18 protein-coding genes are annotated in these 21,515 nt (G+C 53.3%); 16 read left to right on the top strand and 2 right to left on the bottom strand.

Annotation, left to right across the window (positions count from 1 at the left end; genetic code table 11):
• Positions 1 to 34 precede the first annotated feature (34 nt).
• The gene (locus tag NST99_RS27565; protein ID WP_341095956.1) at positions 35 to 862 is read right to left on the bottom strand and encodes a TerC family protein; all 828 of its coding nucleotides are present in this window, start codon (positions 860 to 862) and stop codon (positions 35 to 37) included.
• Positions 863 to 1,596: 734 nt separating this feature from the next.
• Here NST99_RS27565 and nifB point away from each other — a divergent pair.
• From nifB to NST99_RS27490, 15 genes are all read left to right on the top strand, one after another.
• Positions 1,597 to 2,961 carry a nitrogenase cofactor biosynthesis protein NifB gene (nifB, locus tag NST99_RS27560; protein ID WP_341095954.1) on the top strand — a complete coding sequence of 455 codons (1,365 nt, stop codon included), beginning with the start codon at positions 1,597 to 1,599 and terminating at the stop codon, positions 2,959 to 2,961.
• 6 nt (positions 2,962 to 2,967) lie between these two features.
• Positions 2,968 to 3,834, top strand: coding sequence for a nitrogenase iron protein (gene nifH / locus NST99_RS27555; RefSeq protein ID WP_341095951.1), 867 nt, complete (start codon positions 2,968 to 2,970; stop codon positions 3,832 to 3,834).
• Between the two features lie 157 nt (positions 3,835 to 3,991).
• A complete protein-coding gene (gene nifD, locus NST99_RS27550) occupies positions 3,992 to 5,449 on the top strand; it encodes a nitrogenase molybdenum-iron protein alpha chain (RefSeq protein WP_341095950.1) in 1,458 nt (485 codons plus the stop codon).
• Positions 5,446 to 7,005, top strand: coding sequence for a nitrogenase molybdenum-iron protein subunit beta (gene nifK, locus NST99_RS27545; RefSeq protein ID WP_341095948.1), 1,560 nt, complete (start codon positions 5,446 to 5,448; stop codon positions 7,003 to 7,005). Before nifD ends, nifK begins: the two co-directional genes overlap by 4 nt.
• Before the next feature lie 70 nt (positions 7,006 to 7,075).
• Complete coding sequence (nifE, locus tag NST99_RS27540) at positions 7,076 to 8,440, top strand: nitrogenase iron-molybdenum cofactor biosynthesis protein NifE (RefSeq protein WP_341095947.1); 1,365 nt, start codon at positions 7,076 to 7,078, stop codon at positions 8,438 to 8,440.
• Positions 8,430 to 9,758, top strand: a complete 1,329-nt coding sequence (nifN, locus tag NST99_RS27535; protein ID WP_341095944.1) for a nitrogenase iron-molybdenum cofactor biosynthesis protein NifN — start codon at positions 8,430 to 8,432, stop codon at positions 9,756 to 9,758. Before nifE ends, nifN begins: the two co-directional genes overlap by 11 nt.
• Positions 9,733 to 10,137 carry a nitrogen fixation protein NifX gene (nifX, locus tag NST99_RS27530; protein ID WP_341095942.1) on the top strand — a complete coding sequence of 135 codons (405 nt, stop codon included), beginning with the start codon at positions 9,733 to 9,735 and terminating at the stop codon, positions 10,135 to 10,137. Before nifN ends, nifX begins: the two co-directional genes overlap by 26 nt.
• Complete coding sequence (locus NST99_RS27525) at positions 10,121 to 10,687, top strand: DUF269 domain-containing protein (RefSeq protein WP_341095939.1); 567 nt, start codon at positions 10,121 to 10,123, stop codon at positions 10,685 to 10,687. Before nifX ends, NST99_RS27525 begins: the two co-directional genes overlap by 17 nt.
• 36 nt (positions 10,688 to 10,723) lie before the next feature.
• The gene (locus NST99_RS27520; protein WP_076110764.1) at positions 10,724 to 11,476 is read left to right on the top strand and encodes a HesA/MoeB/ThiF family protein; all 753 of its coding nucleotides are present in this window, start codon (positions 10,724 to 10,726) and stop codon (positions 11,474 to 11,476) included.
• On the top strand, positions 11,473 to 12,615 hold the full coding sequence (locus NST99_RS27515) for a homocitrate synthase/isopropylmalate synthase family protein (RefSeq protein ID WP_341095936.1): 1,143 nt from the start codon (positions 11,473 to 11,475) through the stop codon (positions 12,613 to 12,615). The genes NST99_RS27520 and NST99_RS27515 overlap by 4 nt, the downstream gene beginning before the upstream one ends.
• 209 nt (positions 12,616 to 12,824) lie before the next feature.
• Positions 12,825 to 13,598, top strand: a complete 774-nt coding sequence (locus NST99_RS27510) for a Cof-type HAD-IIB family hydrolase (protein ID WP_341095934.1) — start codon at positions 12,825 to 12,827, stop codon at positions 13,596 to 13,598.
• Between the two features lie 468 nt (positions 13,599 to 14,066).
• Positions 14,067 to 15,275, top strand: a complete 1,209-nt coding sequence (locus NST99_RS27505; RefSeq protein ID WP_341095932.1) for a BclA C-terminal domain-containing protein — start codon at positions 14,067 to 14,069, stop codon at positions 15,273 to 15,275.
• A gap of 255 nt (positions 15,276 to 15,530) precedes the next feature.
• Positions 15,531 to 17,222: a glycoside hydrolase family 13 protein gene (locus tag NST99_RS27500; RefSeq protein WP_341097772.1), complete on the top strand. Its 1,692-nt coding sequence runs from the start codon at positions 15,531 to 15,533 to the stop codon at positions 17,220 to 17,222.
• Between the two features lie 140 nt (positions 17,223 to 17,362).
• The gene (locus tag NST99_RS27495) at positions 17,363 to 18,097 is read left to right on the top strand and encodes a class I SAM-dependent methyltransferase (RefSeq protein WP_341095931.1); all 735 of its coding nucleotides are present in this window, start codon (positions 17,363 to 17,365) and stop codon (positions 18,095 to 18,097) included.
• A gap of 42 nt (positions 18,098 to 18,139) precedes the next feature.
• Positions 18,140 to 19,144 (top strand): MBL fold metallo-hydrolase, encoded by a 1,005-nt coding sequence (locus NST99_RS27490; RefSeq protein WP_341095928.1) that lies wholly within the window; start codon positions 18,140 to 18,142, stop codon positions 19,142 to 19,144.
• Positions 19,145 to 19,360: 216 nt separating this feature from the next.
• On the opposite strand, the gene NST99_RS27485 is transcribed toward NST99_RS27490, so the two are convergent.
• Entirely contained in the window at positions 19,361 to 19,960 is a 600-nt protein-coding gene (locus NST99_RS27485) for a phosphatidylglycerophosphatase A family protein (protein ID WP_341095926.1), read from the bottom strand.
• Positions 19,961 to 20,230: 270 nt separating this feature from the next.
• On the opposite strand from NST99_RS27485, the gene NST99_RS27480 reads away from it, so the two are divergent.
• Entirely contained in the window at positions 20,231 to 21,355 is a 1,125-nt protein-coding gene (locus NST99_RS27480; RefSeq protein WP_341095923.1) for a GerMN domain-containing protein, read from the top strand.
• The last annotated feature ends 160 nt before the right edge of the window (positions 21,356 to 21,515 follow it).

The following is a 21,515-nucleotide window of genomic DNA, read 5'->3' as shown; positions in this document are numbered from 1 at the left end:
AAAAGACGGCAAAACCGTTTCCGCTTGGTAAAGCTTATTTACCAAGCTGTTTATCCACTTCTTTAACCGGATTTTCTCCAACGTTCTCTTCAACTTTATGGCTGCTCATGAACCATCCCGTAACGGCAATGAGAACCAGCACTACATAGAAGGTAGCTTTCCACCAGGTGCTGTGGGCGAAGTCCTCAGACAGGACACCCAGCGTCGGGTGAGCCAAGGTAATCACTGCAAGCTTGATTCCTACCCAGCCGACGATGAAGAAGGCTGCAACTTCAAGCCCTGGACGGGAATGCAGCAACTTAACGAAGAAGGAAGCCGCGAAACGCATAATAATCAGTCCGATAAATCCGCCGGCGAAGATGACGAGGAACTGTCCGCCGTCAAGGCCGCCGATGTGACCCATGCCGCTCGGTGGAAGTGCTACCGCAAGGGCAACTGCTGCGAGGATGGAATCGACGGCAAAAGCGATGTCAGCCACTTCTACCTTCAGAACTGTAAACCAAAAGCTGGATTTCTTCTTATTGACAGCGCCCGGAGAGCCGCTCTCATTAGCTTCGTCAGTGACCGGCTTCTTGAACAGCACTTTTCGGAAAATATGATTTCCCGCTATAAATAATAAGTAGAGTGCGCCGATGGCTTGTACCTGCCAGATGTCGACGAGATAAGAGATGATAAAAAGTGAACCAAACCGGAAGACAAACGCCCCTGCCAATCCATAAAAGAGGGCTTTTTTACGTTCCTCATCGGGAAGGTGTTTTACCATAATTGCCAGGACAAGTGCGTTGTCTGCGGCGAGTAGTCCTTCCAGTGCTACAAGAACGAGCAATACCCAGCCATATTCCAAAAATAATCCCCAATCCATTGCTGTTTCCCCCTCATTTGGATGAACATATTTAAGAAAACCCTGCAACACCAATAGTCTAACCAAATTTATATAAAAAAGACCTTTACCAAACAGATTAGCCTTTGGAATAAAGGTAACCTGATTGGTAAAGGTCTCGCTAACAATAGTTCATTGCCAATAAAGCCGGAGAATATCCTCATATTCTCGTATTGACGACTTTATTTAACAGCTACTCCCCTTTACGGGATATATTAAATTTTATTAGTTTTGGTTGCAGGATTGATCTAAAAGTATCATATATGAGCCGAAGGCTATTGTCAATGCCTCCTGAAAATTAGTATCAATGAAAAATGGCAGGGATGGAAACGGAAACATGATACATAAATGTTATGTAAGTTTACATGTGGTATGACGAAACTGCAAACACAAGGAATAATAAGGCTATTTTAGCTTAAACATAATTGACGGTATGGAGGTTTGAAAATATTATGAGAGTAATCAAAGCGATTGAGTGAGTTTGAAGTTATGAAATGTAACATACTAATCCCGTTCATGCTTAAAGTCTTCTAAGTGTAAAGATTTCAGGATGTTAAGCTCCGTTAAACAAAGCATATGCTTCCGAAGCGAGTTTTACTCGAAGTCAAATCAAGGAAGTAATGCTCGTAAAACAAAGCATATGCTTCCGAAGCGAGTTTCACTCGAAGTCAAATCAAGGAAGTAATGCTCGTAAAACTTTTAGGAGGTGGGAAATAATGCAGCCGTCGTGTATATCAAATGAAGCAGAGGAGGAGATTAGCCGCCACCCTTGCTACAGCGAGGAAGCCCACCGGTTTTATGCCAGAATGCACATCCCGGTTGCTCCCGCCTGCAACATCCAGTGCAATTACTGCAACCGCAAGTTCGACTGTGTGAATGAGAGCAGGCCGGGTGTGGTCAGTGAGGTACTGTCGCCGGAGCAGGCGGAACGCAAGGTAAAAGGGGTTGCAGCGCAGCTTATGCAGCTCTCGGTGGTTGGTGTGGCCGGACCTGGAGATCCGCTGGCAAATCCGGAACAGACCTTCGATACGTTTGCCCGGGTCAAAAGACATGTGCCTGATGTGTCCTTATGCCTTAGCACGAATGGACTTACCCTTTACCGACATGTGGATGAGATTATCGAGCTGGGCATCCGCCATGTCACGATCACCATCAACGCCATTGATCCGGATGTCGGCCGCGAAATCTATCCTTGGGTATTCGATGAGGGAGTGCGGTACGAAGGGAGAGAAGCGGCGGAGCTGCTGATCAGCCGCCAGCTTCAAGGTCTTGAAATGCTGGCGAAGCTCGGAATTCTGGTAAAGGTCAACTCCATTATGATTCCGGGGGTCAATGATCATCATCTGCCTGCAGTGTCCAAAAGAGTAAAAGAGCTTGGGGCCACACTGCATAATGTAACTCCGCTGATTATCGCGCCGGGCAGCCAGTATGAAGCGGACGGACGCAAAGCGCCCCGTCCCAAGGAATTGCACAATCTGCAGGAGCTGCTTGGGCGTGACGGCATGAAGGTTATGCGCCACTGCCGGCAATGCCGGGCCGATGCTATTGGACTGCTGGGCCAGGACCGCAACCAGGACTTTCCCCTGGAGGCGATGGAGGACGATCCGGCAATCAATGAAGCAGCCAGGACGCAGTTCCAACATGATCTGGATGCCAAAATCCGCGAACGCGTCAAAATGAGGCGGGCAAGACTCATGCAGGAGAATGCTCTCAAGATTAGAGTCGCTGTAGCTACTAGAGGCGGTGACAAGGTCAATCAGCATTTTGGGCATGCGACCGAATTCCTGGTGTACGATACCGACGGAGCGGAGGTACAGCTGCTCGGTGTCCGCAAGATCCAAGCGTACTGCCATGGCAAAGCAGATTGCAACGGCGATAAAGCCGCCACGCTGCAGGAAATCATCTCCATTCTTAGTGACTGCCGCATTCTTCTCTGCTCCGGTATCGGCGAAGGCCCACGGGCCAGCCTGAACAAAGCCGGAGTATTGCCTCTCGTCCGCAAAGGTGGAATACAGGAAGCTATTCTCGAAAGCGTCAAGTACAGCTCTTATTTTGAAAATATAAACATTTCGAAGGGATGATGGAAAATGAGACAAATCGCTTTCTATGGTAAAGGCGGTATCGGTAAATCGACAACTTCACAAAACACCCTGGCTCAGCTGGCTACAAAATTCGGACAAAAAATTATGATCGTCGGCTGCGACCCCAAAGCCGACTCCACCCGCCTTATCTTGAATACCAAAGCCCAACAAACCGTGCTTCATCTGGCGGCTGAGCTTGGCTCCGTAGAGGATCTGGAACTGGATGATGTACTGCAAACCGGCTTCGGCGACATCATTAATGTTGAGTGCGGTGGACCTGAACCGGGTGTAGGCTGCGCGGGACGCGGGATTATAACGGCAATCAACTTCCTGGAGCAGGAAGGCGCTTATTCCGATCTGGATTTCGTATCCTATGACGTACTGGGCGACGTTGTCTGCGGCGGCTTCGCAATGCCGATCCGCGAAAACAAGGCGCAGGAGATTTACATCGTCTGTTCCGGGGAGATGATGGCGATGTACGCTGCCAACAACATCGCACGCGGTATCTTGAAATATGCCACCAGCGGCGGTGTGAGATTGGGCGGCCTGATCTGCAACAGCCGCAATACGGACCGTGAAGACGAGCTCATTATGGAGCTTGCCCGCCGCCTGAATACGCAAATGATTCACTTTGTGCCGCGCGATAATGTCGTTCAGCATGCTGAGCTGCGCAGAATGACCGTTGCCCAATATAATCCGGAGCATGCTCAAGCCAAGGAATATGAAATCCTGGCGGAGAAGATTCTGAACAATAAAATGCTGACGATTCCGACCCCGATTACGATGGAAGAGCTGGAGGAACTGCTGATGGAATTCGGCATCATCGAAGACGAAGAAGCCGCCATCCAGAAGCTGCAGGCTTCCGGCCAATAAGCCGCAGGCTTCCGGCCAATAAGCCGCAGGCGGTGTTTACACGAAATCCGGTGAACGGGAGTGGAGAGACGGCTGATTCACCGGAATCGCTCATTGTGGCACGAGAAGCCACGCAGGCGGCTAAGGCTTCCTGCACTACGAAAAGGAGGGTCAGCAAATGGGACTGGATATCGAGGCGAATAAAAAGCTGGTTGAAGATGTGCTGGAAGCCTACCCCAAAAAAGCGAAGAAAGACCGGGAAAAGCATTTTCAGATCAATACGGAAGAAGCGAAAACCTGCGGCACATGTGCGCTGAAGTCCAATATTAAATCCCGTCCCGGCGTCATGACGCCGCGCGGATGCTCTTATGCAGGATCTAAAGGCGTGGTATGGGGACCGATCAAGGATATGGTTCATATCAGCCATGGCCCCATCGGGTGCGGCCAATACAGCTGGGGGACCCGCCGCAACTATGCCAACGGGACGCTTGGAATTGACAACTTTACCGCCATGCAGATTACAAGCGATTTCCAGGAGACGGATATCGTCTTCGGCGGAGATAAGAAGCTAGAAGTGATTATGCGTGAGATTACCGAGATGTTTCCGCTCGCCAAGGGGATTTCTGTTCAATCCGAGTGTCCGGTCGGTCTGATCGGCGATGATATTGAAGCAGTATCCAAAAAAATGGCCAAAGAGCTGGAGATGCCGATTGTTCCGGTGCGCTGCGAAGGGTTCCGGGGTGTGAGCCAGTCGCTGGGCCATCATATTGCCAACGATGCAATCCGTGACTTCGTGCTCGGCAAAGCTGAACTGGCTGAAACCGGCCCTTACGATGTCAATATTATCGGCGATTATAATATCGGCGGTGATGCCTGGGCTTCCCGTATCCTGCTGGAAGAAATGGGTCTTCGCGTCATTGCCCAGTGGTCCGGCGACGGTACCTTGAATGAGCTGGAAATCGCCCATAAGGCGAAGCTGAACCTGATTCACTGCCACCGCTCCATGAACTACATGGTTGAGCATATGGAGAAGGCCTACGGTATTCCTTGGATGGAATACAACTTCTTTGGACCTTCCAAAACGTATGAGAGCCTGCGCGCCATCGCCGCTTTGTTTGACGAGACGATCCAGGAGAATTGCGAGAAGATGATCGCGAAGCATAAACCGGAAATGGATGCGATTATTCATAAATTCAGACCGCGGCTGGAAAATAAAAAAGTGCTCCTGATGATCGGCGGTTTGCGTTCCCGCCATACGATCGGCGCTTATGAGGATCTCGGCATGGACATCGTGGCTTCCGGCTATGAATTTGCCCATAAAGATGATTACGAGAAGACCTTTCCGATGATGAAGGAAGGCACGATCATCATGGATGATCCAACGGCGTATGAACTCGAAGAGCTCGCACAGAAAATGAATGTTGACCTTGTGGGCTCGGGGGTTAAGGAGAAATATGTATACCACAAGATGGGGGTTCCGTTCCGCCAGATGCACTCCTGGGATTACAGCGGTCCGTATCATGGCTTCGACGGCTTCAAGATTTTTGCCAAAGACATGGATATGACCGTGAACAGCCCGGTGTGGAATCTGATTAGCAAGAAGGAAAAAGTCCAGGCAGAGGGGGCGAGCATATGAGCAAAGACAGACTGGAGATTCCGGATTATAACTCTTTGTTCTCGGAAGACCGCTTCGTGCAGCAGCGGGAGAATAAAAGGCAGTTCGAAGCGCCCTGCAGCGAGCAGGAAACGGCTGAAGCACTCGCTTATTCTCAATCTGCGGAGTATATGGAGAAGAACTTTAACCGTAAAGCGGTTGTCATCAATCCGCATAAAGCCTGCCAGCCGCTTGGCTCGATCATGGCCGCGCTCGGCTTTGAGAAGACCTTGCCCTTCGTTCACGGTTCGCAGGGGTGCAATTCTTATTTCCGCAGCCATCTAAGCCGTCATTTCAAAGAGCCTACCCCTGCTGTTTCTTCTTCCATGACCGAGGATGCGGCTGTATTTGGCGGCATGAGCAATCTGATTGACGGTCTGGAGAACAGTATTGCCCTCTACAAACCGGAGATGGTTGCGCTTTGTACGACCTGTATGGCCGAGGTTATCGGCGACGACCTGTCCTCCTTCATCGGCAATGCCCGTCAAAAGGGTGTGATTTCGGAAGACTTCCCGGTTGCTTTCTGCAACACGCCAAGCTTTGTCGGATCACACATCACCGGGTATGATTCGATGCTGAAAGGAATCCTCAGCTATCTGTATGACCGCTCAGGCATTCAGGCTGCTCCGGGAAGCGGCGAAGAAACGGGGGAAAAGCTGAATGTTATGCTCGGCTTCGAGCCTTACACCGGCAACTTTGCGGAAATCCGTAAAATTCTGAATGCCTTTGATACCAAATATACGTTTCTTGGCGATCACAGCGGCAACTATGACTCTCCCGCTACGGGAGAATACGAATATTATTACGGTGGAACGAAGCTTGAAGATGTGCCTCTGGCCGCTAACGCGCTCGCTACGCTGTCGCTGCAGAAATACACGCTCAAAAAGACGCAGGATTATATCGGCGGAACCTGGAAGCAGCCGATTGCTGCGATGTCCACACCGCTAGGCATTACAGGAACCGACAAGCTGCTGGATACCATCAGTGAGCTGACGGGTCTTCCAGTTCCTGCATCGCTTACTGAAGAACGCGGCCGGGTAGTGGATGCCCTTACGGACAGCCACCCTTACATTCACGGCAAGCGGGTGGCACTGGCCGGCGATCCCGACCTGCTCATCGGACTCATCGGGTTCTGTCTGGAAACCGGTATGGAGCCTGTGCATATCGTTTGCTCGAATGGGGATGTGGACTTCAATGATGTGAAATTCAAGGAGGAAGCCGAGGCGCTGCTGGCCTCCAGTCCGTACGGCACGGAAGCCACCGTTTATATCGGCAAAGACCTGTGGCATATGCGTTCACTGCTGCTGAACGATCCGGTGGATCTGGCGGTCGGCAGCTCGCATCTAAAGTTCGCAGCCAAGGATGCGAATGTGCCGCTGATCCGGGTGGGGTTCCCGATCTTTGACCGTCATCACATGCACCGTTATCCGATTCTTGGATACCAAGGTACACTGAATTTGCTCAGTCTGATCGTTAATACTGTTCTGGATGAGCTTGACCGCAACCATTCCGGGTTCAATTTTGATCTGGTACGTTAAGAGGAAACACACGTAGATGCAGGATTGCCTGTAGTTAGCATCCACCTTTAACGAAGGAGATGAAGAGCCGATGGACCCTGTGCGAAAAGACGAATTTGATTCCGAGGCTTGCGGGAGCCTCTCCCCCAAATCGAAGCCTTGTCCGCGGCCCAAACCGGGTGAAGCGGCCGGAGGCTGCTCCTTCGACGGAGCCCAAATCACATTGCTGCCGATTATGGATGCCGCGCATCTTGTCCATGGTCCGATTGCCTGTGCCGGGAACAGCTGGGAGAGCAGAGGGGCGTTGTCCAGCGGGCCTTCTCTGTCCCAGTATGGCTTTGCTACGGATCTTAATGATTCCGATATTATTTTTGGCGGGGAAAAGAAACTGAAGGAAAGTATCGACTATATTGCCGGGCGCTTTGCGCCTCCGGCAATATTTGTATATTCAACCTGTGTGACGGCTCTGATCGGCGAAGATATGGATGCTGTATGCAAGGAGGCAGGAGAACGGCTGCATATCCCTGTTATTCCCGTGAACAGCCCGGGTTTTGTCGGCAGCAAGAATCTGGGCAACCGGCTGGCAGGTGATGCTCTGCTTCAGTATGTGATCGGAACAGGGGAACCGGAGCCGGACACTCCGCTCGGCGTCAATTTGATCGGTGAATATAATATTGCCGGTGAAATGTGGGATATCGAGAAGCTGATGAACAGTGCCGGAATCGCCGTAACCTCGCGTATTACAGGAGATGCCAGATATAAGGAGATTACCTGGGCGCACCGTGCCAAGGTGAATATGGTGGTCTGCAGCCGCGCGCTGCTCGGTCTTGCCAAAGAGATGGAGTCGAGATATGGCATCCCTTATTTTGAGGGCTCTTTCTACGGGGCCAAGGAAACGACGTATTCCCTGCGCCAAATGGCGTATCTGATGAATGACCGTGAAATGGAGCGCCGGGTTGACCGGTTGACCGAGCGTGAAGAAAGCCGGCTGGCTATGGATTTGCGTCCGTACCGCAAGCTGCTGAAAGGAAAAAAAGCGGTGCTGTACACCGGCGGCGTTAAAAGCTGGTCCGTGATTTCCGCACTTAAAGAACTGGGTGTTCAGGTGGTTGGAGTCGGCACGAACAAAAGCACAGAGGATGATGTGCGGCGTATTGCCGACCGGGTGGGGGATGACACCGAATATATTCCGGAAGGCGGTGCGGGCCGGATTCTCAAAACTGTACGGGAACGTAAAGCTGATATCATGATCGCCGGCGGGCGCAATATGTATGTGGCGATGAAAGAGCAAATTCCTTTTATTGATATCAACCAGGAGAGGCACAAGGCTTACGCCGGGTATGAGGGGCTGCTGCGGCTGGCCAAGGAACTGACGTATTCCCTGGCGAATCCAATCTGGAAGCTGGCGTCCAGTCCTGCTCCCTGGGATAAGGAGGCTCCGCCCTATGACCGTTAACCGGAGAAAAAAGCCCGCCTCGGTCAATCCGATCAAGATTGGCCAATCGCTGGGGGCTGTTCTGGCCCTTCAAGGCTGCTACCGCGCCATGCCGCTGATCCACGGCTCCCAAGGCTGTTCCGCTTTTCCCAAAGCACTGCTTACCCGGCATTTCCGCGAGCCAATCGCCGTACAGACCTCGGCGCTGCAGGAAATGGATGTTATTTTCGATGCTAACCGCAATTTGGAGGAGGCGCTCAATCTTGTGCTGAGTAAGCACCGGCCCGATATTATCGGCATTGTGGGAACGGAATTGACCGATGTGGCCGGAGTGGACTACCAAAGCCTGCTCAGGATGTATAAGCGGGAACGCAATATGCGCGGCGGGCTGGCGTTCTCCGTCGTGCTGCCCGACTTTCGGGGCTCATTGGAGTCCGGGTTCAGCACTACAGTGGAGGCGATGATCGACGAGATGATCCAGCAGGTTGGACACCGGGGTTCGAGGAATGTGAATACCCGCCAGATTACGCTGCTTCCGGGTTCCTTTCTGACACCTGCAGATGTGATGGAGCTGAAGGAAATGATCTCCTCCTTCGGATTTGACGTCATTGCTGTACCGGATATATCCACCTCGCTGTCCGGTCATCTCCTGACCGGGTTTTCCGCGCTGACCCGAGGCGGTGTGCCGCTGGATTCCATGCTGCAGAGCCTGCAGTCCGGCCTGACGATTGCCGTCGGAGCCAGCATGGAACGTCCGGCCAGAAGGCTGCACAATGCACTGGGCACACCCTACAAGGTATTTAATGGAGCCATGGGGCTCAAGGCAACAGATGATCTGCTGCATTTCCTGCATCAGATCAGCGGCGAGCCGGTGCCGCTCCGTTATTGCTGGCAGCGGGAGAACCTGCTTGACAGTATGCTGGATGCGCATTTCCAATTTGCCGGAATGTCGGTGGTGGCCGCACTGGAGCCGGATCATCTGTATTCCGTCTCAAGCTGGCTTGAGGAACTGGGTATGGAACAAAAGGCGCTGATTGCATCCTATGAAACTCCGGTTGTTGCTGGTATGGAGCGGGAGGTATGGGTAGGTGATCTGGATGATGCCGAGGTGCTCGGAAAAGACGCGGATTTATGGATCAGCAATTCGCATGGGATCGCAGGAGCAGAACGTATTGAAGCTGCATTTCTGGCGGCTGGGTTTCCGGTCTGGAGCGAGCTTGGGGCGTATATGTCCGTTTCGGCCGGCTACAGGGGCGCTATGGAATGGAGTAATAAAGCCGGGAATTTGTTGATGCGAAGGGAGGCTGAGCGCCGTGAAGGTAGCGTTCGCCACAGATGACGGAAACCGTGTAAATGCCCATTTCGGGCAAAGCCCAATGTTCGCTGTTTACAATGTGGCCAAAAATGGCGGAGAGCTCTTGGAGCTGCGCAAGCTCCCCGCTTTGCTCAATGAAGATGAAGCGGGCAGGATCGACAGCCGCCTGGAGGCGATAGGTGATTGTACCCTGATCTTCATTATGCAGATCGGGGCCTCCGCAGCGGCGAGGGTCACCCGCCGCAAGATTATGCCGGTGAAGGTACCCTTTGGCAGTCCGATTGATGAGCAGGTGAAACGGCTGGTGGAAATGCTTCAGGGCAAACCGCCCATGTGGCTGGCTAAGGTGCTGCGGGCGGAAGAAGAAGGCGAAGGGGAGGGATTAGATGGAACCCATGGCTAAGTCGAACATTAGTCTGTCGGGAGAAGCGGCTCAAGAAGGCGCGGCAGTACAACGCCGCAGCCGCTCCAGCCGCAAGCCGCTGGATCCGGATACGGCGGATGCTTTTGTCCGGCGTTTATGCCATCTGCTGGATACGGAAGACTTCTTTGGCAAATACGCTTCCTTTACGCCGCAGGCAAAGATCGCCAAGCAGTTTCTGGCCTCCGCCGAGGATAAAAGCAAGTCGGAATTCAACTGTGCTGTATCTCCGGAAGTGCGGCATCAGGTGCCGCTCGTCTTTCAGGCTATCGCCGGTGTGGTGGAAGAAAAAAGCGGCGTTATCGTACAGAGCACCGCCGAGATTAATGGAGAAGGCTTCGGGCGCGGGCTGCTGTACACCGGCCGCGTGATCCTCGTTCTCAAAAGCCTGCGGGCCGGGTTCCCCTTTCCGTTCACGGCGGAAGAGAAGCTGATCCGCTACGGGGTGGAGTGTGTGGAGGAAGGGCTGGCTTATTTGCATAAATATAAGGAAATTACGGCCCTGCACGGTTTGCTTAGCCTGGAGGGCTAGCCAGTAAATGAATATCAGTCACAGGGGGAGACAGGGATGGAGCAGCTTGCCGGAGGTTTGGAGCTGGAACGGTATGCCCGGCAGCTGAAGCTGCTTGGAGAAAGCGGACAGCAGGCGCTGAAGGAAGCGACGGTTATGGTGGCCGGAATCGGCGGACTTGGAGGAACGGCCGCACTGTATTTGGCAGCGGCTGGCGTCGGCAAGCTTATTTTGGCCCATGAGGGAATCATCCTTGCACCGGATCTCAACCGGCAGATTCTTATGGACAGCGATCACCTGGGCATGGAACGGATAAGCACGGCGGCAGCGCAGCTGAAGCGGCTGAATCCGCATGTGGAGATCGAAGGGCATAATTCTAAGATTGAATATGAAATTGCCAAACCCTGGGTAGAGAGCGCCGATATTGTGATTGACGCCCGCTATGATTTTCCGGAGAGGTATGCGTTGAACCGCATTTGTGTGGATACCGGGACGCCCATGGTGGAAGCTGCGATGTACGGCTTTGAAATTTCACTAACCACGGTCGTTCCCGGGGAAACGCCTTGCCTGGAATGCCTATATCCAGATCTGCAGCCGCAGTGGGAACCGTTCGGGTTTCCAGTTTTGGGAGCTACGTCCGGAATTGCGGGTTGTTTGGCAGCACTGGAAGCCGTAAAATGGATTACAAGGGTAGGGACAACTTATGCGGGCGTAATGCATCGCTTCAGCTCACTCGACTTCGCCTGTTACAGCGTTGGGCTTACCCGTAATCCGAATTGCGCTTGCTGCGGAGAAGGAGGTAAACCGTGAAAAGTCTCAAGCTATGTGACACGACACTTAGGGATGGTGAACAGGCGGCTGGAGTTTCATTCACGAGGGCGGAAAAGCTGGAAATCGCAAAGTTGCTGTCGGAGTGCGGAGTAGAGCAAGCGGAGGTAGGTATTCCTGCCATGGGCAAGCGGGAGCAGGAGGATATTGCGGCAATTGCCGAACTGGGGCTTCCCATGAAGCTTATGACTTGGAACCGCTCGGTCCTTGGCGATATCGACAAGGCGCGCAGTACCGGAGTGAACTGGAGCCATGTGTCCATTCCGGTCTCAGAGATTCAGCTTCAGGGCAAGCTTGGGCTGACGCCGGCTGAAGGGCTGAACAAGCTGCTTCGTGCGGCGGAGCATGGGCTCAGGCTGGGGATGACGGTGTCGGTAGGGATGGAGGACTCCTCCAGAGCGAATATGGAATTCCTGGTTGAATTGGTGAACAGCCTGTATAAAGAAGGAATCCGCTGGTTCCGTTATGCGGATACGGTATCTGCCCATTATCCCGGGCAGATGACGGAGCGGGTAAGCACGCTGCTGGGGGCGGTTCCCGCAGATGTGGAGCTGGAAGTGCACTGCCACAATGACTTCGGGCTGGCATGCGCCAACACACTTAGCGGCATTGCCGCAGGTGCGGTTTGGGCCAGCACCACCGTAGCCGGCATTGGCGAACGTACGGGCAACGCGGCCATGGAGGAAGTCGCCATGGCCTGGCGGCATTTGTACGGCGGGGAGAGCGGTGTACGGATGGATCTGCTCAAGGGTTTGGCGGATAAGGTTATTGCCGCCTCCGGTCGCAGTGTCGGCGATGCGAAGCCGATTGTGGGGCAGCTGGCATTTACGCATGAGTCAGGAATCCATGTGGACGGGCTGATGAAGGAGAAAAGTACGTATCAGACCTTTGATCCTGCTGAGGTGGGGCGGACGCACCGCTTCGTGCTGGGCAAACATTCTGGAAGCAATGGTGTAGTCCATGTGCTGGAACAGAGAGGACTTGAGGTGAACGCCGACACGGCGGGGCGTTTGCTGGAACGGGTCCGCGTATACGCGGAAGCCAGAAAAGACACTGTTCCGGAGTATTTGCTGGTGCAATGGCTGATGGAGGAACAGCAGCGGGCCCAGAATGCGGTTTGAGCACCTGGAGCAAGTAATGAAGCAAGCAGCATTCCGCTTCCTTGGTGGAGGCGGAACACTGCTTGCTTTTTTTGGCGAGTATTCTTGTTCAGAACGCTCTGTGCCGTGAAAAAAGCTGCGTTTATTGTTGAAAACTTGCATAGCTTACTGTAAGCAACTACAATCTGAGCAGGATGGATTCATAGAGAAAGCAAGAAGAATGGAGAGCCATGACTACAAAGACGATTTTTTTTGATATTGACGGTACGATTTATGATGAGGAGAAGCAGGTGCCTGCTTCCACAAAGAAAGCCATCGCTGAGCTTAAGCGGCTGGGCCATCATGTGGCCATCGCGACAGGGAGGGCCTCCTACATGTTTGAGGATCTGCGGGAAGAGCTGGGGATCCATTCGTATGTTTCGCTTAACGGGCAATATGTTGTTTTTGAGGGGGAAGTGATTTACCGCAATCCGCTGGATACGGCTGCCTTGAAGGAGCTTACGCTGTTCGCCGAGAAGCAGGATCACCCGGTAGCCTATATTGATGCCCTTGACATGAAGGTGAATGTTGCGGAGCATGAGTATATTCAGACAAGCTTAGGATCGTTGAATTTGGCCTTTCCGACGCATGATGCGGAGTATTTTCTGCTGAATGAAATTTATCAGGCGCTGATCTTTTGCCCGAAGGAGAGCCAGGATATGTACGCGGAAGCCTACCCCGGCTTCAAATTTATCCGTTGGCATCCGCTCTGTATGGATGTTCTGCCGGGCAACGGCTCGAAGGCTAACGGCATTGCCCAAATGATGAAGCATCTCGGAGTGAAGAAGGAAGATATTTATGCTTTTGGCGATGGCCTCAACGATGTAGAGATGCTGCAATTTGTCGGTCATGGCATCGCGATGGGCAATGCGGAGGATGAGGTTAAGGCCGTGGCTCCTTATGTCACCAAGCATGTCAGTGAGAACGGAATTTATGAAGGATTAAAGATGGTTGGTTTGCTGTAGGTTAGGGAATTTTGCGGGTAGAAGGAATAATACAGATCTCGTTTGAAACTAAAGGACTTTCATTGCGGAATCTGCAATAGAATAGTCCTTTTTTGCTGTCGCCGAGCGTTCAATTCTATTAGCTGAAGACGGAGGTAACAAGGCTAAAAACTTATTTTCCGTCTGTATAGGTGAAATCGGTTTGTCCATCTAGTACAAATACCTAGTAAACGCAAAAATATATAATTGCCTACGAGACGGATGTCTATGCCCTTCAATAGGTGAATGGAGTAGTATACATAAAGTCTATTGGAGGTGTTGAAGATGGGTCGCTCTGAGCATAGGAGTAAGGAGCGGGGATGCAAGAAACCGGATATGGCTTGCCCCTTGCCAAGAAAAAAACATCGAAAAACAAAATGTGCAGTACACCGAAAATGCCACTGTAAGGAAATCATCGTCAAAAAGCAAATCGTTCGCGTTAATATTCCCTTGGGGGCATTAGGTGCCGCTGGAGCCGCTGGAGCATTGGGAGCGGCAGGAGCTGTAGAAGCACTGGGTGCAGCAGGTGCTGCCGGAGCTGCGGGAGCACTCGGCGCCGCCGGCGCAGCAGGGGCAGTGGGAGCGACAGGTGTGGCTGGAGCACTCGGTGCTGTAGGCGCCGCTGGAGCGCTCGCAGCCGCTGGAGCCGCCGGAGCACTTGGGGCAGCGGGAGCGACTGGAGCATTAGGCGCTGCCGGAGCCGCCGGACTTTTGGGCGCCGCCGGAGCTGCTGGCGCTTTAGGTGCAGTTGGCGCGACAGGAGCACTCGGTGCTGCCGGAGTAGCAGGAGCCTTGGGCGCCGCTGGAGCCGCCGGCGCTTTAGGTGCAGTTGGCGCGACAGGAGCGCTTGGTGCTGCCGGAGTAGCGGGAGCCTTGGGAGCCGCTGGAGCGGCAGGAGCCTTGGGGGCCGCCGGTGCCCTTGGCCCGGCGGGAGCAGCCGGGTTGGTAGGCCTCCCGGGACCCGCAGGACCGGCAGGACCGGCAGGGCCAACGGGTCCCGTAGGTGCTGCCGGAGTAGCAGGACCACCCGGACCTGTAGGACCAGGCGGATCCGCAGGAGCGCCCGGACCCGTAGGGCCAGGCGGAGCCCCGGGACCTGTAGGTCCAACGGGAGCCGCAGGCGCAGTGGGACCCGCCGGAGTGGCCGGACCCGCAGGACCTGCTGGACCAGCGGGTGCCACCGGAGCGACAGGAGCGGCCGGCGCAGCGGGCCCAGCAGGAGCAACGGGTGCAACGGGTGCCGCAGGCGGTATAGCCCAGTTTGGGTATGTATATAACCTCGGAGCGCAGGTTGTGCCGATCGAGGCGGATGTTTCTTTTGATACCAACGGGTTCCTTACACCTGGAATAACACATGCTCCGGGAACGACTACAATCTCGGTTGCGAATGCAGGTATTTATGAAGTTAATTTTTCAGTATCAGGTGTAGAACCAAATCAATTTGCCTTATTCGTAAACGGCGCGCTCGTTCCGGGTACTGTGTACGGCTCAGGTGCGGGCACGCAGCAGAACACGGGGCAGGCCATATTCGCCCTTTCTTCCGGCGATGTATTAACCCTGAGAAATCACAGCTCCTCCGCAGCAGTCACGCTGCAGACGTTGGCTGGAGGCACGCAAGCCAACGTGAATGCATCTATTGTGATTAAGCAATTGAGTTAGGATTTCATAAACCGTATATCCGGACGATACAGTTCGATAAAAGGGTGGGAAGACTTCCGGAAGGAGCTTTTCACCTTTTTTAATTCACATAACAGTAGAGGTTTGCGGACAGAGCCTGCGTTTTACAGTGGAAGTTGTTATCGTCTTCCTCCAGTGTGGTTAAGATATATTAATATGTCCGGACGAAGCCGCGCCGGTTTCGCCGGAGATCAGGATCTTAAACTACAGGAATTGAAGGAAGCGGAGGGAACCGGAGTGAACCCTAAATGGTGGAAAGAAAGCGTCGTGTACCAGATTTATCCGATCAGTTTTATGGACAGCAACGGTGACGGCATAGGCGATCTGCGCGGGATTATTTCCAAGCTCGATTACCTGCAGAATCTGGGTGTCGATGTCATCTGGGTGTGTCCGATCTATAAATCACCAAACCATGACAATGGCTATGATATTAGTGATTACTGCGATATTATGAAGGAATTCGGGACGATGGATGATTTTGACCGGCTGCTCAGTGAGATGCATTCGCGCGGCATGAAGCTGATGATGGATCTGGTGCTGAATCATACCTCCCATCAGCATCCGTGGTTTATTGAATCGCGAAGCTCGAAGGATAATCCCAAACGGGATTTTTATATATGGAGAAAAGGCAAAAACGGCGGTCCGCCAAACAACTGGGAATCGTATTTCAGCGGTACGGTCTGGGAGCTGGACCCGGTGACGGACGAGTATTATCTCCATCTGTATTCCAAATATCAGCCGGATCTGAACTGGGAAAATCCCGTGGTAATCGACAAGCTGCATGAAATGGTGCAGTGGTGGCTGAAAAAAGGGGTCGACGGGTTCCGGTTTGACGCGATCGCCCACATCGTGAAGGCGGAGGGTTACCCTGATGCGCATAATCCGGGCGGAACGCCGACGGTTCGCGCCTATGATATGTTCTCTAACCTGTCGCATGTGCACACACTGCTGCAGAATCTGTATGATCGGGTGCTGTACTTCTACGATATTATGACGGTTGGCGAAACCTCGGGCCTTGGGCCGGAGCAGGCGCTGGATTATGTCGGCGATGGACGCCGGGAGCTGAACATGACCTTTCAGTTTGAACATATGAATCTGGATGCCGCCTCGCCTGGGGGAGGCAAATGGGATGTGGTTCCCTGGCACCTGACGGAGCTCAAAAAAATCATCAGCAACTGGCAGACCGTCCTGCATGACAGGGGCTGGAACGCCAATTATTTATGCAATCATGACCAGCCGCGTTCGGTATCGAGGTTTGGCGACGATCTCTTCTACCGTGTTCCTTCGGCCAAAATGCTGGCCACCTTTATTCATATGCTGGAGGGTACGCCTTACATTTATCAGGGCGAAGAAATCGGCATGACGAATGTGGCTTTTGAATCAATCGACGAATACCGGGATGTGGAAACGCTCAATTATTATGAGGAAAAGCGTTCACACGGCTTACCCGAAGCCGACATTATGGCCGCCATACACAAAAAAAGCCGGGACAACGCCCGCACACCGATGCATTGGGATGATGGAGAAGAAGGGGGCTTCACAACCGGTGTGCCTTGGATCAGAGTGAACTCCAATTTCAAGGAGATTAATGCGGCTAGTGCAGTCAAAGATCCTGATTCGATTTTTAACTACTATAAAAAGCTGATTGAGCTGCGGAAAAGTCATCAGGTGATCGTTTATGGTGAATATGGACTGTTGCTGGAGGAGCATCCGGAGATTTATGCCTATACCCGTACGCTGGAGGAGCAGCGGCTGCTGGTGATTTTGAATTTTTATGGCCAGGAGCCGGTGTTCGAGCTTCCGGGTGAATTCCAGCCGGAGAAGCTGGAGCTGCTGATCTCCAATTATGCCCCTTCCAAAGAGGAAGATCTAAGAAACCTGAAGCTTCGTCCTTATGAGGCAAGGGTATATCTGCAGCGTCAACGTTGAAATAGCAGAGAGTTGCCATGGCGCGGGAAGTATGGCGAAATGGCGACTCTTTTTTGAGTTTGCCGGCAAAAGGGGTTACAATGGCGGTACATTAGCATAAATAGAGAGGTTTTTGCAGGTGCTGAGGGAGGAGAGAAATCATGAGTGAGTGGTATGAAGAGAGCTTTGGAGAAGACTATTTAATTGTCTACAGACACAGGGACTTCGGAGGGGCACGCCGCGAAGTGGAAAAGATGATCGACTGGCTTGCGCTTCCCCATGGCGCCAAAGTGCTGGATCTCTGCTGCGGGATGGGGCGTCATTCGCTGGCACTCTCGGAGGCCGGGTACGAGGTTACCGGTGTAGATTTATCCGAGGCGTTGCTGAGGGAGGCGCGTTCCCAGAAGGGGGCCGGATCGGTGACCTGGATACGCTCCGATATGCGGAAGCTGCCGCTGGATGGCGGTTTTGACGCAGTGGTTAACCTGTTTACTTCCTTCGGTTATTTTGAGGAGGATGAGGAACAGGTGAAGGTGCTGCGGGAAATTCACCGGATGCTTAAGCCGGGCGGCAAGTTTATTATAGATTTCCTTAACCCTGCTTATGTGATCCGCCATCTTGTACCACATTCCGTTCGTGAGGATGGAGACAATCTCATAGATGAGTCACGCCGGATCGAAAACGGTTATGTGATGAAAGACATCATTCTTACCTCCAAAACAGATCAGACGCCCCGCGGCTACCATGAACGGGTAAAGCTCTATTCGCTGGAACAGTTCAGCAAGATGATCGCAGCCGCAGAACTGCGCCTCGAAGCTGTGCATGGCTGCTACGATGAAAGCGACTATGATGCAGAAAGCTCAACCCGGATGATCTTCCGGGGGACCCGGACTTAGATGGTTTCGGGAAGAAGACTTAGAGGAGGCGGCGAAGATTCCATGCGAAAGCCGGAAATCAAGATAAGGGACAGCGGCATTATCCAGATTTCGGTGCCGATGGCCCCGCCGCTGCGCCAGGTGAACAGCTATCTATTGCCAGACCGGGACGGCAACCTTACGGTGATCGACCCCGGCCCGCATACGCTTGAGGCGGAGCTGGCTTGGCAGGAGGTTATGCAGGAGTTGGGTTTCTCTTGGGACAAGGTGCGCAGTGTTGTCGTCACACACCATCATCCTGACCATTACGGACTGGCCGGCTGGATGCAAGCCCGCAGCGGCAGCAAGGTGTGGATATCGGAACGGGCTCATGCGGAAGCCCGGATGACCTGGGGAGCAGAGGCCACTCTGAACGAGACGCTGCCGCTCCAGTTCCTCCGGCATGGGATGCCGGAGTCTTTGATTCAGGGGATCAGGGAGCATCTGGAGGGCTTCCTTCCCGAGGTAACCCCGCAGCCGGAGGTTACTTATATAAATGCTGCCACCCCTTTTCCGATGGGGGACCGTGAGTGGCAGCCGCTGGTTACCGGCGGGCATGCGCCGGGACATGTGTCGTTTTATCACGGCGGCAGCGGGCTTATGCTCTGCGGCGATGCTGTGCTGCCGCAAATCTCGCCCAATGTCAGCCTGCAGCCCGGCAGTGATCCGCAGCCGCTGCTGACGTTCATGGAGGGGCTGCGCGCGCTGCACAGCTACCCGGTGGCGATGGCGTTCCCGGGGCACCGGGAACCGTTCGCCGGCTTTGCGGAGCGGCTTGACAGCCTGCTCCGCCATCACGAGGAGCGGCTGGATGCCACAGCCGCCCTGCTGGCGGACGGCCCGCTGAGCGGATTCGCCGTCTGCGAGGCTATGTTCCGCAGCCGTGTAACCAGCGCGCATCAGCTGCGCTTTGCCATGGGCGAGACGCTGGCGCATCTCGCCGAGCTGGTGCGCCGGGAGCGGGCGGCAGTCATAGAGCCGGCTCCCGGGACGGGCGGCAGCACGTTGTTCGCTGCTCTGAACCCGTAGAGCCGCTTCAAGCTCAAGCGGCGGCGGGATATTGCCGCGCTCGCGGAGTGAAGAGGGCGGGGCTGACGGGAATAAGCAAGCAATAGCGCAACAAAGCAAATAGAGAGCAATACTTAAAGCCATGACACAGAGTGAGCGCGATATTTCCGCTGCACTGTGGCATGGCTTATTATAGTTGCTGCTGTTCCCAAGGGATCTTGAATTAATCCCTGATCCTTACTCCGGCAAATCGCTGCCAGCCGCTGGTTTCTTGGCGGCTTCTTCAACATCCTCGGGTGCATGGGGCAGGCCAAGCTCCTGTTCGCGTTCGGCTTGTTTCCGGTGGGCGATACGGCTGCTGGCAGCAGCGGCTACAGCACCTACGATGTCATCCAAGAACGTATGGATTTCTCCGGTCGTTTTGTCATTGAGCCGTTCGAGCACGCCGGGCTTCAGTTTATCTACGTAACCATAATTGGTGAAGCCGATGCTTCCGTACACATTCACGATGGAAAAAGCGAGGATTTCATCGACGCCGTACAATCCTTCATCGTTCTCAATCATGTCCTGCAGCGGGGTAAGCAGCTTGCCTTCCTCTGCCAGTACATCCAGCTGGATGCCGGTCAGCACCGCATTCTGCACTTCACGTTTGCTCAGTACCATCTCAACGTTATGGACGCATTCCTCCATCGTCAGATTCGGATAATAGTTTTTTTGCAGGAGCATGACCAGCTCCGCAATTTCCGTAACGGTCACTCCGCGTTTTTGCATCCAGACTTTAGTTGCTTCCGCAACGGCCTTGCTGTTGAGACTGTAAGGGATTTTTGCATCAGCCATCATCTGTCACCTCATAGTAAGTAGTAGTTTTATTGCCTGTTATCATTTCTTTTTCTGTCCTTCGTAAAAATCTGAAGGTAGTGAGATTGTACAGATTCTGGCAGTCAATGTCCAGCAGGTGCACCATTTCTGTGAAGTGGAAGTATAGTGATTTCCCTGACAATTACTTTCCGGCCAATAATTTAGGATAAGCTGTTGTTATTTTTTGGACAGAGGGCTCGTATACATAGCAGTACAATCTGGTATTAACCTTGAAAGGGGTAATTATTGATGAAACATATGAAGCAAATCCGCAATCTTTCGGCGGTTTGTCTGCTGACGGTTCCACTTGCACTGTCCGGCTGCGGTCTGTTTGGCTCAGAGTCGGCAGCGGTTGATCCGCCGCCGGGAGAAGTGGAGGCGCAAATGCTGGAGGTCAGCGGAACCACCGAGCTGGATTCCGGGGTATTCGCACCGGTTGCCGCGGAAGAAAAAGAAGCTGTAGCTGATAAGGATGCCGAAGCAGCCGCACCGGCAGAGACCGGGGAGCGGACAACCGTCTTTCTCGAAGATGGCAACGGATTGCTTGCCCCTGTATCGCTTAGCCTGCCGAAAGGCGAGAGCTCTGCCATGCTGAAGGATTCGCTCACGGCACTGGTCAGCAAGGGAGCCTACGCCTCGTCTTTGCCGGAAGGTTTTCAGGGTGTGCTTCCTGCCGGTACGGAAGTAAAGAGTGTATCCGTGGATAAAGATAAGCTGGCCGTTGTAGAGTTCAACTCAACCTTTAACGACTACGATCCGCTGGAGGAGCGCAAAATTCTCGAAGCAATTACCTGGACATTAACCGGCCAGGAGGGCATTAAGGGCGTGCAGCTCTGGGTTGAAGGCAAGAAATTGACGGAAATGCCGCTGCTCGGCATCCCGCTGGACCGCGCGCTGACACGCAGCATGGGCATTAATCTGCCGAAGCATGGAACACCGCTGATGAATTCCAGCGCAGTTACGGTTTATTTTTCCGCTGCAACCCCTGATGGCGTTCATCAGTATTATGTGCCCGTGACCCGGTTTGTACCCGCCGGAGAAGAGCCGCTGAAAGCAGCCTTGAACGAACTGATTGCCGGACCGGAATCCGGAAACGGCCTGGAGATGGTAATGACCCAGGAAACCGTGCTCGACTCGGTGAAAGCGGGGCAGAATGGTGTGGTTACAGTCTCTTTGACCGACGATATGTTTGCGGACAGCAAAAATGTTCCTAATGAATTTCTGGAATCCGTAGTGCTGACAGTCGCGCAAAATGCCGAGGATGCTCCCGTCCAGATTCGCCTGAACGGCAAGGAGACCGTCACCGGAAGCAATAATGTTGATTACGGCAAGCCGGTTTCCGCTCCGGAATATGTGAACGAGCTGCCGTTATAAAATGCGTCCGGCTGGCTGAAAAGATGCTTTTGTGTCTACTCTTTGGTAGAATAAAGTTTGCCAAGCAGAAACGGATAACGTCCTTAACCGGGGTGTTATCCGTTTCTGCGGAAATCAACGATTTGAAGTGATTTCCGGCAGGAAGCACACAAACTTTAGC

It is taken from the genome of Paenibacillus sp. FSL L8-0470 (genome assembly GCF_038008625.1).
GTDB lineage: Bacteria > Bacillota > Bacilli > Paenibacillales > Paenibacillaceae > Paenibacillus_AQ.
Note: the sequence above shows the minus strand (reverse complement) of the source record. Positions and strands in the feature narration are given on the sequence as shown.

What these genes read in the sequence shown, in the direction of transcription:
- NST99_RS27490 (WP_341095928.1), top strand. Translation starts at nt 18,140, where the DNA reads ATGCGAAAGCCGGAAATCAAGATAAGGGACAGCGGCATTATCCAGATT.
- NST99_RS27495 (WP_341095931.1), top strand. Translation starts at nt 17,363, where the DNA reads ATGAGTGAGTGGTATGAAGAGAGCTTTGGAGAAGACTATTTAATTGTC.
- NST99_RS27525 (WP_341095939.1), top strand. Translation starts at nt 10,121, where the DNA reads ATGGAACCCATGGCTAAGTCGAACATTAGTCTGTCGGGAGAAGCGGCT.
- NST99_RS27485 (WP_341095926.1), bottom strand. Translation starts at nt 19,960, where the DNA reads ATGGCTGATGCAAAAATCCCTTACAGTCTCAACAGCAAGGCCGTTGCG.
- nifD (WP_341095950.1), top strand. Translation starts at nt 3,992, where the DNA reads ATGGGACTGGATATCGAGGCGAATAAAAAGCTGGTTGAAGATGTGCTG.
- NST99_RS27565 (WP_341095956.1), bottom strand. Translation starts at nt 862, where the DNA reads ATGGATTGGGGATTATTTTTGGAATATGGCTGGGTATTGCTCGTTCTT.
- NST99_RS27520 (WP_076110764.1), top strand. Translation starts at nt 10,724, where the DNA reads ATGGAGCAGCTTGCCGGAGGTTTGGAGCTGGAACGGTATGCCCGGCAG.
- nifB (WP_341095954.1), top strand. Translation starts at nt 1,597, where the DNA reads ATGCAGCCGTCGTGTATATCAAATGAAGCAGAGGAGGAGATTAGCCGC.
- nifE (WP_341095947.1), top strand. Translation starts at nt 7,076, where the DNA reads ATGGACCCTGTGCGAAAAGACGAATTTGATTCCGAGGCTTGCGGGAGC.
- nifK (WP_341095948.1), top strand. Translation starts at nt 5,446, where the DNA reads ATGAGCAAAGACAGACTGGAGATTCCGGATTATAACTCTTTGTTCTCG.
- nifH (WP_341095951.1), top strand. Translation starts at nt 2,968, where the DNA reads ATGAGACAAATCGCTTTCTATGGTAAAGGCGGTATCGGTAAATCGACA.
- nifN (WP_341095944.1), top strand. Translation starts at nt 8,430, where the DNA reads ATGACCGTTAACCGGAGAAAAAAGCCCGCCTCGGTCAATCCGATCAAG.
- NST99_RS27510 (WP_341095934.1), top strand. Translation starts at nt 12,825, where the DNA reads ATGACTACAAAGACGATTTTTTTTGATATTGACGGTACGATTTATGAT.
- NST99_RS27480 (WP_341095923.1), top strand. Translation starts at nt 20,231, where the DNA reads ATGAAACATATGAAGCAAATCCGCAATCTTTCGGCGGTTTGTCTGCTG.